Genomic DNA, 15,245 nt, shown 5'->3' with positions numbered 1-15,245 from the left:
AGAGTATTAACAATATAAAGATATAAAACATGAGATATTTTCTATTCATATTGTTGGCTGGATTGTTGAGCGCATGTAGTTCGGACGACGAATCTAATGCGGGTGCAATAGCTGCCAAACTGGAAGTGTCGAAGAATGAGGTGAAGTTGAGTAACGTAGACGGTTCGTTTACAATCAACGTAACGGCTACCTCTACATGGACTGCCGAAGTGACCTCGACAGGCGATTGGTTGACTATATCAAAAAGCTCCGGAGAGGGGAATGGTGATCTCCGTTTGTTTTTTACCGAGAATACAGACGGCCCCAAGCGCACCGGAACAGTAAAAGTATCAATGTCGGGTGCAGGCTCGACATTGGAACAAGAGATTAGCGTAGAGCAACTGGGGGCCGATCCCGATATTTTGTTTGATTGTTCATCAGATCCTTTGTCATTCAGAGAAGGTACATTTACTTGTAAGGTAGTGGCAAATGTGGAATGGGAATTGCAGATAGCAGAAGAATACGACTGGATCAGGTTGAAGGAAACAACTCCCAGAACCCGCAGTTTTGTGACAGACGAAGTAATATTTGCCGTAGATGCTAATACGAACAAAACCAGAACAGCTGTTCTGGTATTCAAATCCATAGGAGAGTACACCTTGCAACGCGTTCTGAAAGTGACACAAGACGGTGTAAGCGGTGCGGTGACAATAGAACAGGATGAGTATATCATTCCTTATAAATGTCCTAAACTGGTTATCTCGGCTCCGCAAGGAGAAAATCCGGTAGATTACGATGCTGTAATATCCGAGAGTTGGATTACGCAGGATAAGAAAAACTCTACTGCCAATGAAGTCGTATTGAATATCGAAAATAATGAAACAGTCTTCCCACGTACAGCAACGGTAGAGATGTTGGATAAGGTAATTACCATCTTCCAATATGGTAAACCGGATACAAGCATCGGTGACGATCATTCTACTTCTATACTCGCTTTCCCGGGTGCCGAAGGTGGCGGTCGTTTTACTACCGGTGGTCGTGGCGGAGAAATCTATCGTGTGACAACGCTGGCAGATTATAATAAAAATGAAACTCCTATTGAAGGTAGCTTGCGCTATGGAATTGAGAAGTCCAACCAACCGCGTACCATCATCTTTGATGTATCCGGTATCATCGAACTGAAAAGAGGGCTGTATCTGAATGAATTTCCTAATTTGAGTATCATTGGGCAGACCGCTCCGGGCGACGGTATCACGTTGAAGAATTACAACTTTACCTTTAATCTTTCTAAAGATCCGGCCATAGGTGCAGGGTCCAGCCTGAATGCTATTGTTCGTTTCTTGCGTTGCCGTCCGGGCGATCAGTTTGCCGATTATGGAGAAGATGCGATTGGCGGACGCTATTTCAAAGATGCCATTATCGACCATATTACAGCTGGATGGAGTGTGGATGAGACACTGACTTTCTATGGCGTGCAGAACTTCACGGCACAATGGTGCATTGCTTCTGAAAGTATGAACTTGTCTAATCATGCCAAGGGTGCTCATGGTTATGGGGCTATGTTCAGTGGAGATAATGCTTCTTTCCACCACATATTGTTGGCACATCACGGTAGCCGCTGCCCGCGTATCTCGGATTTGTCTGCTCCCGGCACACAAGCGGATTATGACTTTACCGGATATTTCGATGTGCGGAATAACGTCTACTACAACTGGAGTGGAAGAGGACAAGGCAGTTACGGCGGAAAGTATGCTGCTTTCAACCTGACCAACTGCTATTATAAACCGGGGCCAGCTACCGGAACAAACAACCGTTCTTACCGTATCCTGTCAAGTGATCCTACTGCCAGAGCTTATATCAATGGCAATTATGTGTTAGGTAACACAGGTGTCACGGCTGATAACTGGACAGAGGGTGTTTGGGGACAATTCGATTCTTCACTGGGTACAGTTCCTGAAGCAGAAAAGCAAGCTATGAAGATGGCAGATTACCAACCTTTCAGCAAACTGACCAGTCACACAGCTGAACAAGCTTACGATAAAGTATTGGAATATGCCGGAGCTTCTTTGCGTAGAGATGTGATAGATCAGCGTATCGTTCGCGAAGTAAAGAATGGTACTTACACCTATATCGGTTCCAAACCCGAAGAAGACGGCAAAGCCAAGCAACCCGGTATCATTGATACAGTATCAGATACTGAAGGTTACATTGAGGTGAAGTCGTTGAATCCCTGGCCTGATACGGATGGTGATGGAATTCCTGATATTTGGGAAGAAGCTTACGGGTTGAATCCTAACGATCCGAGTGATGCACAAAAAATCAGTTCGTCGGTTGATCCTAACGGACGCTATCCGAACATCGAAGTTTATTTCCACAACCTGGTTCAGCACATTATCTATTATCAGAACCAAGGCGGAATAGTAATGGAAAAGAAATAAAGGTGTGGAGCAAATAAATCTATTTACAATAAAAGCATAGAATGATGAATAAAATAATCATAAGCATATTTATCCTGCTGTGGGTAGCAGCGGGTGCTATGGCACAGACTGCTACCGTGACCGGTACGGTGACCGACGACATGGGGCCGGTAATTGGCGCCACAGTAACGGTGCAAGGCACTTCAATAGGTGCAACGACCGATTTGGATGGTAAATTTACATTGACCAGTGTGCCCAATGTAGCCAAGGCCGTGTTGATAGTTCGCTATGTAGGTATGGAAGAAGCAAAAGAACCGTTGAAAGGACGTACCTCGAACATTAATATCCACATGAAAGAAGCTGTCGGAATGTTGGACGACGTAGTCGTAATCGGCTATGGTACGCAGAAAAGAGGTAATCTTACCGGTTCTATCGCCAGTGTATCCGGCAAGATATTGGAGAAAGTACAGACCACTTCTGCTGCTGAAGCCATCGTCGGTAAACTGCCGGGTGTGCAGGTGACAGCTGTAGACGGTTCGCCGGATGCTGAAATTAAGATTTTGGTACGTGGTGGCGGTTCTATTACACAAGATAACAGTCCGCTTATCATATTGGACGGATTTGAAGTAAGCAGTCTGAACGATGTTCCACCTACCGATATTGAATCTATCGAGGTATTGAAAGATGCGGCTTCCACAGCTATCTATGGTGCGCGTGGTGCCAACGGTGTAATCTTGGTGACAACCAAACGTCCTGTTGAAGGACGGGTTGTCATTAGCCTGAACACTTATGTGCAGACCAAAGAACTTTCCAACAAACTGGATGTGATGGACCCTTACGAATTTGTATTGATGCAATATGAAAATGCGCGCCAGAAAAGCTCTAATCCTACAGCTTTTAATAATAAGTATGGACATGCTTACGAACACTACATCTATCAGGGAAATGCCGGAACTGACTGGCAGGACGAGGTATTCGGTTCCAATCCGGTGGCCAAATATGTAGACCTTAGTGTGAATGGTGGTACGGAGAAAGCCAAATATAAACTATCCTTTATCCATCAGGACCAACCGAGTGTGATGGTAGGCAACGGACTGAAACAAAACAATATGAACGCTTCTTTCAACTTCAAACCTTTTAAATTCCTGACATTGGAATACCGCACGCGTTTGTTGCATAAGGAAGTAGATGGATCCGGTACGGAAGGCGTTAGTCTGCTGACCGCTTTGCGTGAAAAACCTACTACCGGTTTGGATGAGTACATGACGCTTCCCGAAGATGATACCTATTTCGATCCCGACCAACTGGAAGAGGTAACCCGTTTCAATCCGAAAGAAGAATCGGAACGGAATTACAAAAAGAGAATCAACAAGTCGCTCAATACGATGGGAGCCGTGACCTGGGATATTATGAAGGGTATGACTTTCCGTAGTGAATTTGGTTTCGAGAATAACTCTGAAGAACAACGCCGTTTCTGGGGTATGGAGACTAGTAAAGCTCGTAGCAACAATAACCAGCCGGTGGCGGAATGGAGCATGAAACAAGGTACCAAGTGGCAGCTTACCAACGTGTGGAACTACAACTTTATGCTAAAAGAAGCACATGATATCCGTCTGATGTTGGGACAGGAAATCAAGCATAACCAGACTACTACCAAAACTTACTCTACCCGTTTTTTTCCGGAAAATATCACGGCAGAAAAGGTCTTTGATAATTTGTCGCTGGGTACTCCTTACGAGAACTCCTCGTCAGCGGCCTCTCCCTCGCGTATTTCTTCATTCTTTGGCCGTATCAACTATAGCTATAATGATAAATACCTCGCTACAGTAACGCTACGTGCCGATGGCTCTTCCAAGTTTGCCAAAGGTAACCGCTGGGGATTCTTCCCGGCAGGAGCGTTGGCATGGCGTATCTCTAACGAGGACTTTTTGAAAGATAATCAGGTCGTATCCAACTTAAAGTTGAGATTAAGCTACGGTACTTCCGGTAATGACCGCATCGATGCCGACCTTTATCAGAAATTGTATAGGGTAAACAGTTCCCGTCCTGCCGGCTGGGGAGAAGTCAGCCATTATTATTATGAGTTTTATAACTCTAAATATGTGTACAATCCTGATGTGAAATGGGAAACCACCATCACACGTAACATTGGTCTTGACTTCGGTTTCTTTAAAGAACGCCTTAGCGGTACGATTGATGTGTACTGGAATACAGTCAAAGATTTGCTGGTGCCTTCGGATATTCCAGGTTACACAGGCTACACTAAACTGATGACCAATGTGGGACAGACATCCAATCGGGGTATAGAACTTCAACTGAATGCCTGGCTGGTAGAAACGAAAGACTTCTCACTGAACGCCACATTCAATATCGGTCATAATAAAAACAAGATTGATAAACTGGCAAGTGGTGAAAAAGAATGGATTCTCACTTCGGCCTGGAGAAATGATGTCGTGAACTCTGATGATTATCGTGCCTATGTGGGTGGTACCAGTGGTTTGATTTACGGTTATGTCAATGATGGATTCTATACCGTAGCTGATTTTGAATCCTTCGACTCCAAATCCAGAACATGGAAACTGAAAGAAGGAGTGGTAGATTCAAGTCCATTGTCCGATACTCCGCGTCCCGGTAATGCCAAGTTCAAGAAACTCACTCCGGTAGATCCCAACAGCACCAATCCTTATCAGCTGACAGAAGCCGACCGTACTGTAATAGGTAACACCACTCCGAAATTCTCGGGAGGTTTTGGTCTGAATGCTACTTATAAAGGATTTGATATGAGTATGTTCTTCAACTTTATGTATGATTTTGATGTACTGAATGCCAACAAAATTATGCTGACCACTTGGGCGGACAATAAAGAGAACAACTTCCTGATGGACATCGCTTCGGATAAACGCTGGCGTAACTTCGACGACATGGGTAATGAGATCCGTTACAGTCCGGAAGTACTGGCAGAATTCAATAAGAATGCTACCATGTGGAATCCCACTTCCATCGGACGCCCCATCTGTATGTCGTATGCCGTGGAAGACGGTTCATTCCTGCGTCTTAATTCAGCTACCCTCGGTTACACCTTACCAAGTGTGTGGACGAAGAAAGTCGGTTTGAGTAAAGTGCGTTTCTATGTATCGGGCAATAATCTGTTTACCCTTACCGGATATAGCGGTTATGATCCGGAGGTGAACATCGCTACCGGTTTGACACCGAACATTGATTATAACCGTTATCCGCGTAGCCGTACCTATACATTTGGTGCACAGTTGACTTTTTAATTGAAATCTATAAAATGAAAGAACAATGAATAAGAAACTAATATACTCACTCATTGCCGGAACTATGTTCACTTTGACGTCTTGCGATGATTTTCTTGATGTGCAGCCCGCCTCCGGCTTCACTCCCGAGTACATATTTTCCAGCGAATCGGAGATGAAAGCGTTGATGACCCGTATCTACTCTTCCATGACAGAAGACGGATTGTACGGAAGTAACCTTGCCAGCGGTTTGAATACGAATACCGATGTGGAAATGAGTTCGTTCAAGAACAACACTGTCAGTACCAATGGCTCGGATATAGGCTGCTTTGATTCCCGTCCCACCTGGTCGGTGTTGAACGCTACTTGGAACAATATCTATTATGCTATCAATTATGCCAACGACTTTTTGCAGGCTGTGCAGGAGTCACCATTGTTTTCCGATAAAGTAACAGGTGATACTCCCTCCGAAACACAACAGATGTATGGAGAAGCGAAAACTCTTCGTGCCATGCTCTATCTGGACTTGATCCGTACATGGGGAGATGTAGTGTTTATTACCAAACCAACGGAAGCAACCGACGACTTCTTCAGCTTGGGTACTACCGACCGCAATGTCATTCTGGAATATCTGATTGATGACTTGATAGCTGTAGAACCGATGATGAAATATGCAGTCGATTTGGATTATGGTGTAGAACGTGCTTCACGCGAATATTGCCAGTCGCTTATCGGACAGTTGGCTCTCTATCGGGGTGGTTGGACTCTTCGTGCCGACAAAGAAGATGTGACTCACGTAGGTTACATGGAACGTGGCGATAACTTTGAACACTACTATGAAATTGCCGTCACTTATCTGGGAAAAGTAATCAAAGAAAGCAAACATGACCTGACTCAAAGTTTTGAAAACTTGTGGGTAAATGAATGTAACTGGAAGACTGCCAACAACGATGATGTCATGTTCGCTGTTCCGATGCTGAAAAGTGTCACCAGTCGTTATGGCTATAATATCGGTGTCACTATTGCAGAAGGTAAGCACTCTTATGGCAGCGCCCGCAACTATGTAACTTTCTGCGGTACGTATGTCTATTCGTTTGATAAAGATGATTTGCGTCGTGATATGACTTGTGTACCTTATAAATATGATAAAGACCTGAATCAGGAGATTGATATGGGAGTGACCGGTATGGGTGTTGGTAAATGGTCCAAACTCTATATGCAGTCTCCGCTGGGTGCTTCCAGTGGTTCTAATACAGGTATCAACAGCGTACGTATGCGTTTTGCAGATGTTTTGCTGATGTATGCTGAAGCAGTCAATGAACTTTACGGACCGCGTGACGATGCCAAAGAAGCACTGAAGCGTGTTCGCCGCCGTGCTTTCGATGCGGCTCAATGGACGGATAAAGTAGAAAGTTATGTAGAGAGCCTGACTAATGAAGCAGATTTCTTCCAAGCACTCATGGATGAGCGTAAATGGGAGTTTGGTGGTGAAGGTATTCGTAAGTACGATCTTGCACGTTGGAATAAGTACGGTGAAGTCATCTATAATCTTTATAATGAGATGATTAATTGGGGATTGGTAGCTAACGGAGCTTACGTACCGGGCATTGAGAAAGTACCGTCTAATATCTATTACAAGCAAGTGACGGATCCTGAACATTCTGATAGAAAAGTATTAGACATTGTAGGTATTGACGAATATGGTCCCGGTGTAGGTCGCCCTGCTGGTTACACAGTATTGGAGTATGCGTTGGGATGGAGAGTGTTGAACAAAGAAACACAGCTTTATGAAACGTTGGATGCTATTTCATGGAGTTTCCGTGGATTTATCAACAAGAACAACGATCAATTAGTGAAACCTACCGATCCTGTGAGATACCTGTGTCCTTACCCTGCAAAGGTTATAACAGACCATCGCGGATTGATTCGGAACTATTATGGATACTAATCAGTAAAAAGACAAACGTTATGATAAAGTTATTACGAAAACTTGCAACGGCTATGCTGCCCGCACTCCTTTGCGGCACCCTGTTCATAGGCTGCGAGGCAGATGATAAATATACGAAAGTGGACGATCTGTTCCAGCCCCGGTTTGTATTGGAGAAACCGGAGGTAAAAGCAAACTCTGTGACATTGGTATGGTATAAAGTGAACGATGCTGCCTCTTATACGGTACAACTACATCAGGATCAATATTATACCAGTTTGTTTATGGAGATGGAAACTACCGACCCTTATGTATTCATCGATGATATTCCTTACGGTACAACTTTCTATATTCGTGTACGCAGTAATGCTGCCAAAGCTATCAATAACTCGCAGTGGAGTTATGCCAGTGCCTCTACTGAAGCTCGTCCGGAATATGCCCAACTGGTGGAAGATGTTTCCAAAACCGAGATTACGGAATCATCGGCTATCATTCGCTGGAAAAAAGACAATAAACATAATCCGGTGGATAGTATAAGCATTATGCCTATGATGAATACGACACTGCCTGGTATTAGCCGTTATCTGACCATTGAAGAAATGATGCAGGGATTTGCCGAAGTGGATGGCTTAACGAAGAATACACTGTATGCTGTCAACCTGTATGATACCAGTAAACCCCGTAAATATGACAAACCTTACAATCAGGTAACGTTCCGTACGGCAGGCCCGTCGGCTATGTCCATACCGGTAGGCTTGGATGACGACTTATCTGCGATGTTGCTGAACAACGATGTTGATCCTGAAGTGCCCGAAGGTACAGAATACTATTTGCCTGCAGGTTCTTCTTACCGCGTCACTCCGTTCGCTTTGATGAAAGGCTTCCGTTTGGCCGGTAGTCGTGATGGAGTTAAACCTATTGTTGTTTTGGAAGGTAGTTGGAGTATTGCAGAGGGTTCTTACCTCTCCAGTCTGGAGTTTGATAATATTGAATTCCGTCATGAAGCAAACAATAACTACTTTATGAATACCAGCAAGGCATACACAATAGAGAATGTCAGCTTTGTAAATTGCGATTTCATAAGTCTTCGCCGAGGTTTCTGGCGCCATCAGTCAGCTAATACCAAGTACATTATGAATCTGGAAATGGAAGGATGCCGTTTTGAAGGTTGTGGATGGCAAACAAGTGCATTTGGTATGATTCACCTCCAATCTTTCGACAAAGATAATGGAGTTTCTTATGACCAGGTAGACCGTGCTGTTTTCCGCAACTGTACGTTTAGTAACGACAATAACGGAACCGATGGTTATGGCTGGGGTAATCTCTTCTATGCTCCTTATATGGATAAACCTATCGACCTGGAATATAAGAATGTAACCATTTACAACTACAGCCGTAATCAACGTCTGATAAACATTGAATCTGCCGTAGGTTCCAAATTGGTAATGGAAGGTATCTTGTTGGCATCCCCTTGCGGTGACTTGTTTGCTATCGGTGCTAACACTACTACTACATTCTCTAATAACTATACCACCGCAGACTATGCATTGGGAGGTAAGAATATGAATGCGACCGATTTGAAAATTACGGCAGCCGAACTGTTTGCCGATCCGGCTAATGGAGACTTGACGATTAAGGATACCTCTTCTCCGATTGTAAGCAACCGTGCCGGTGATACTCGTTGGTTGCCTTAAATTTAAATTGAGAATATGAACTTATATGATTAAGAATAAATTAAAAGATAATATTATGAATCTGAAACATCTATTTTTCTTAGCGGTTGCCGGAACATTGGCAGTAGCTTGTAGTGAAGTTAATGAAAATTTTCTTACTGATGGCGATGGTCAAAGAATGCTTCGCACTATCAGTTCGGGCAACGACCGTTTCACTACACGATTGAATAGCGAAACCAGTGAATGGGAGAACGGTGATGCTATTGGTATATACATGTTCGATACAGAAGATAAGAATGTGCTGAACGATGCCCTTAACGTGAAATATACGACGATTGGCGAGGGGCTTACGGCGAACTTCTCGTCCGATCCCGGAATAGCAATCTATGATATGCCTACGAATTTCGTAGCCTATTATCCGCATACTACATCTGCGGATGTTATTGATGCCACAGCAGCACTTTATAAAGTAGATGTAAGCGATCAGTCTAACGGTATCTCTGCCCACGATTTAATGTGGGCAAAGGCCGCCAACCAGTCTACAGAATCATTGTTGGCAGGTGGATTGGCATTCACTTTCCATCATCAGTTAGTGCTTCTACGTGTCAAGATTACGAATGAAAACGTGTCGAATGTGACAAGTATAACGGTAGGGGGGATGAATACCACAGCTACTTTCAGCCTGATAGACGGGAAATTGACTAACATGGATACGCAGAAGTCTATTTCCCTGCAGAAAACAGGAGATAAATCTTTTATCGGTATCATGTTGCCTGCTGAAGAGTTGATAAATAAAATGTCGCTCACTATCATGGCAGACGGTGGTAAGTATCAGTACACAGTGCCTGAAGGCAGCAAGATAAATAAGTTTGTTGCAGGCTATGAGTATACTTTCAATATCAATGTAGGAAAAGAGACTAGCGGAGAAATAGACGGTGGTTCCGGCAGCAACACACCTTGGGGTGATGGTGGCAGCGAGGATGGCGACGGTGATAAAGTTTCAGAGAATGAAGCAATTCCTGCTGATTATGCTCAAAAAGCGATTAATGCAGAAACAAACCTGTCGACAATATTGTCCGGTGCTTCCGGTAAAGTTGCGTTAGTATTTGCTGCCAATGCAGAAGGTTATACCTTTAGTGATGCAATAGTAGTGCCCGAAGCTGTAACAGAGTTGTTACTGATTGGTGATACAGAAAAACAAGTGAAGATGAATCTGAAACAGATACAATATACCAGTCTTCAAAAGATAGCATTGAATAACTTGGATATAACAGGTGATAACTCAACTGCTCTGCTGACTAACAATGAAACTGCCCAACTCGCTACTGATGCTGTGGTAGATTTCAAGAAGTGTAACTTTAGTAACATGAAGACTGTTTGTGACTGGCCAACCAAAAATGACGGAGTGCAAAACTTACTTTCTGCCGTACTCATCGACGACTGTCTATTTGAAGATATGGAAAGTGTTTTCAATTATTACGGTTCTAAAGCAATTACTATCACCAACTCTACACTTTATAAGATGACAGAACGCGCCGTTTATGTGAAAGATGCCAATAGTGTGGTTATTACTGTAGAAAATTGTACGTTAGCGGATTTGGGCAAGACTCCTTTTGAAAGTCAATATGGTAATGGCAATCTCTACTATAAGAATAATATTTCGGCCTGCTTTGTAAAGGAGAGCCCTAATATAGGCTATAAAATGACTGTAAAGGAATTCTCTGGTAACTATGCGGCGGCAGCTACCGAAGCCGGACAATTAGCAGTGCTGAACGTACATAACAAAGCGATAGATACCAACGCCTTTCCTAATGCCTGGATAGATACGTCCAAAACAGTTACCGAACTGTTTGAAGATGCAGGAAACGGCAACTTCAAACTGAAAATTGATGCTCAAGTAGGTGACCCGCGTTGGTATAAGAATGTAAAATAACCATTGAATTACTCTTGTAATACTGATTAAACATTACAGTTATGAAATTATTTCATTCATTATTATATCCCTTGTTAGGTGGTTTGTTTTGCCTCTCTTGTTCGGATGATGAGCAAGATACAGGCACAAAACAACCTACTACTGCGGGAGAGGTTACCTTCGGTGTAGACCTCACAGGTTTCTCAACCCGTGTCACCCAAGACGGATCGTCATGGAATGACGGAGATAAGATCGGAACATACGTGCTGGATATGAAGACTCTTGAACCTGCCACAGAAGCAGCGAATGTACCTTATGTCTGCTCGGAAGAGGGTGCGTCGGTTTCTTTCACTTCCACTACACCGCTGAAAGTGCAAAATGATGGAACACCGGTGAAGTTTGTGGCATACTATCCGTATAATGCCGATGTACGTAATTTTAATTATCCCGTGCAACTGGCCGCTCAAGAAAGAGGAAGTACGGCGTGCGACTTACTATATGCTGCCACGAAAGAGGAATACACCTACTCTCCAGAGAACGAACCCCATATCTCATTAAACTTTACCCATCGTCTGGCAAAAGTGATTCTGAAGTTTGTGAATATGGAAAAAGAACCGTTGGAAGTAAGTGATGTACGGATTGAGGGGATGCAAACTGCCGCTTCATTCAATATACAAACAGATGTACTGACAGTTGATGAAAGCTCTGTTGCTACAATCAACCCTTATCACAATGCTACAACAGAATTCTACGAAGCTATCATTCTTCCTTCGGCATTGACAGACAGCTATAAAGTGTCTTTCGTATTGGACGATAGAGAGAAAGAGTGGATATTTACCAATTTGGACATTGCTTTGCCGCAATTCCACAAAGGTTATAGCTATACCTTTGCACTCTACATAGACGACAGCGGCTTTGTAGAGATGGGACGTCTTGAAAATGTGGAAGGCGGAAACTCATCAGCTCCCTGGGAAGACGGAAGCAGTGAAGACGGTACGGCCGATGGAGATAAGACTCCTGTAGCAGGATATGCTTTCACACCTGCCGACGGCACGCAGCAAGCACTTGCAGATACCGAACTGAAAATAGCCTTTGAAGGCACTGCACCCGAACTTGGCACGAGTGGCTGCATCCGTATCTATCGTATGAGCGATCATAAACAGGTAGACGAAATCAATATGGCAGAGCGCAGACAATCTATTGTAGACGGCCAGACCCAATTGAATACGTGGATGGATATTATCGGCGTTACGCCCACCGGCTCTTCCGTCAGTCGTCGTATCGTCAATTATTATCCGGCACGGGTGGAAGGTAACAGTTTCATCATCAAGCCTCATCAACAGCGTTTGCAGCCCGACACCGAATATTATGTAACCATCGAACAGGCAGCTGTGAAACAAACGGACTTTAAGGGAGTATACGGCCGTGCATGGACATTCAAAACGAAGCCGGCACCGGCATTGGCCGGACCGAACTATGAGGTGAAGATTAGTCACACCGACCCTAATGCTGACTTTTATACTTTGCAAGGTGCTATTGATTTCTGTGCGGCTCATGTCGATTTGAATGCTGCCAAGACTTTCCGGATGGATGACGGTATCTATCAGGAGATTATCTACTTGCGCGATCAAAGCAATATCACCGTAAAAGGAAATGCCAGTGATAATACGGCTGTCAATATTCAATATGATAACAGCAATGATATTAACGGTGGTATAGGCGGCGGAACCAATATCGATCAGTTTGCCCCTACTGGTACTATTGTACCTTCTTCCGGAGGTCGTTCGGTGGTGATACTCGATGGTAACAGTGATAAAATCCGTTTTGAAAATGTGACGATAGAGAATGCGTATGGCTGGACACTGGGTAAGAATGGCCAAGCCGAGGCACTTTATATTAACAACAAATCGGCTGCTTTTATCAATTGCCGTGTCTTGAGTTTCCAGGATACTTTGCTTCCCGGTGGAGGTTACAACTGGTTCAAAGATTGTTTCATAGCCGGAGCTACCGACTTTATCTGGGGATCGGGTAAGGTGGTACTGTTTGAAGATTGTCAGATCCATGCACCTAGCGGTACACGTGCTGTAATGCAAGCACGCGTCAGGGCGGGTTACTTAGGTTATGTATTCTTGAACAGCCGTTTCACGGTAGGCGAAAGCGTTACTAACTCCACTTTGATTTATCAGTTTGAACCGGATAACCTGACCTTCTTAAACTGTACGTTTGCGGATGTGTACGGTCCTAACTTTGTAGACGAGAATAAACCGCTGACACCGGCTGTACCTACTGTTGCCACCGGCTGCAAACTTTACAACTGCAAGACTGAATCGGGTTCTGATATTTATCAATCCATTCCGGCAACGGTGCGCAATACAGTGCTGCAACTTAGTAAGGAACAATACGATCAATACTTCGGTACGCGCGAAACCATCATGAGTTGGGATGGTTATACCGATGCGGCTTGGTTCAAATAATAAAATGTTTAGGTAAAAAGATACGATGAATAGATTGAATCGAATGACTGGCCTGGTACCGGTCATCATAGGACTATTTTGTGCTTGTCAGGGTACTGCCAAGCAGGTGGATGTGGAGACAGATTTGAAGGCGATGTATGCAGACCTTCCTTTCTCCATGCCCACCATAGAGCGTCCCGTTTTTCCCGATTATCAGGTAAATATCTGTGATTTCGGAGCAAAAAGCGATGGGGTGACGCTGAACACGGAGGCTATTAATAAGGCTATCAAAGCAGTGCACGACAAAGGAGGGGGTAAAGTAATCATTCCGGAAGGTTTGTGGCTCACAGGCCCCATTGTTTTGCAAAGTAACGTCAATTTGCATGCAGAAAAGAATGCTTTGATTGTGTTTAGCGGTGACACCTCGTTGTATCCGATTATTACGACTTCATTTGAAGGACTGGATACACGGCGCTGCCAGTCGCCTATCTCGGCAATGAATGCAGAAAACATAGCTATTACTGGTTATGGCGTTTTTGATGGAGCGGGAGACAGATGGCGTCCCGTGAAGAAGGATAAAATGACGGACAGACAGTGGAAGAATCTGGTGAACTCCGGTGGTAATGTGGATGAGAACGGCAAGGTGTGGTATCCCAATGAAGGGGCATTGAAGGCATCCGTTCTCATGTCTGGCCAGGGGGATCAACAGGCTGAAATTACGAGTGAAGAATGGGAGGAGATGAAAAGTTGGCTGCGTCCTGTACTGCTAAGTATTGTGAAGAGTAAAAAGGTGCTTCTGGAAGGCGTGACTTTCAAAAACTCTCCGAGCTGGTGTCTTCATCCGCTTTCGTGCGAATCTTTGATATTGAATGATGTAAAGGTGTTCAATCCCTGGTATTCGCAGAACGGAGACGCGCTCGATGTGGAATCATGCAAGAATGTGTTGATTGCCAACTGTTTCTTTGATGCGGGAGATGATGCGATTTGTCTGAAGTCTGGTAAAGACGAAGATGGCCGTCGCAGAGGTGAACCTTGTGAGAATGTGATTGTGAGAAACAATACCGTATTGCATGGTCATGGCGGATTCGTAATTGGTAGTGAGATGTCCGGAGGAGTGAAGAATGTATATGTGTCCGAATGTTCTTTTATCGGTACGGATGTCGGGTTGCGGTTTAAAAGTGCCCGTGGACGTGGTGGCGTTGTGGAGAATATTTATATCAATAATATAAATATGATTGATGTTCCTAATGATGCTTTGATTGCCGATTTATATTATGCGGCCAAAAGTGCTCCCGGTGAACCGATTCCGAGTGTGAGTGAAGAGACTCCTGCTTTCAGGAACATCTATATCTCGGATGTGTTTTGCAGGGGAGCAGGACGGGCGGCGTATCTGAACGGACTTCCCGAAATGCCGATTGAGAATATTTCCATCAAGAATATGGTGGTTACTGGTGCTAAAGAGGGGATTGTAGTGAATAAAGTGGCAAAGCTCAACATCGAGAATGTTGAAATTGACACTCCTGACCAATCTATGATACAGATCGAAAATACGACGGATATCACCATTAACGGAAAAGATCTGGGAACGATTTCAGAGAAACGGTTGCTGACCAGGAACTAATAACTA

At 44.1% G+C, this 15,245-nt stretch carries 7 protein-coding genes; all 7 read left to right on the top strand.

Annotated features, from left to right (window positions below; translation table 11 throughout):
* Positions 1 to 29: 29 nt before the first annotated feature.
* The 7 genes from GD630_RS11110 to GD630_RS11080 are packed head-to-tail and all read left to right on the top strand — an operon-like array spanning position 30 to position 15,239.
* Positions 30 to 2,417 (top strand): BACON domain-containing protein, encoded by a 2,388-nt coding sequence (locus tag GD630_RS11110; RefSeq protein WP_143865564.1) that lies wholly within the window; start codon positions 30 to 32, stop codon positions 2,415 to 2,417.
* A gap of 44 nt (positions 2,418 to 2,461) precedes the next feature.
* Positions 2,462 to 5,674, top strand: a complete 3,213-nt coding sequence (locus GD630_RS11105) for a SusC/RagA family TonB-linked outer membrane protein (protein WP_143865618.1) — start codon at positions 2,462 to 2,464, stop codon at positions 5,672 to 5,674.
* Between the two features lie 25 nt (positions 5,675 to 5,699).
* Positions 5,700 to 7,601, top strand: coding sequence for a RagB/SusD family nutrient uptake outer membrane protein (locus GD630_RS11100; protein WP_143865562.1), 1,902 nt, complete (start codon positions 5,700 to 5,702; stop codon positions 7,599 to 7,601).
* 20 nt (positions 7,602 to 7,621) lie between these two features.
* Entirely contained in the window at positions 7,622 to 9,274 is a 1,653-nt protein-coding gene (locus GD630_RS11095; protein ID WP_143865561.1) for a DUF5123 domain-containing protein, read from the top strand.
* Between the two features lie 55 nt (positions 9,275 to 9,329).
* Entirely contained in the window at positions 9,330 to 11,186 is a 1,857-nt protein-coding gene (locus tag GD630_RS11090) for a fimbrillin family protein (protein WP_143865559.1), read from the top strand.
* A gap of 41 nt (positions 11,187 to 11,227) precedes the next feature.
* Positions 11,228 to 13,639, top strand: coding sequence for a pectinesterase family protein (locus tag GD630_RS11085; RefSeq protein ID WP_143865557.1), 2,412 nt, complete (start codon positions 11,228 to 11,230; stop codon positions 13,637 to 13,639).
* A gap of 25 nt (positions 13,640 to 13,664) precedes the next feature.
* Positions 13,665 to 15,239, top strand: coding sequence for a glycoside hydrolase family 28 protein (locus GD630_RS11080; RefSeq protein ID WP_143865556.1), 1,575 nt, complete (start codon positions 13,665 to 13,667; stop codon positions 15,237 to 15,239).
* The last annotated feature ends 6 nt before the right edge of the window (positions 15,240 to 15,245 follow it).

Source organism: Bacteroides zhangwenhongii (assembly GCF_009193325.2).
Lineage (GTDB): Bacteria > Bacteroidota > Bacteroidia > Bacteroidales > Bacteroidaceae > Bacteroides > Bacteroides zhangwenhongii.
This window is presented reverse-complemented; position numbering and strand designations above follow the sequence as displayed.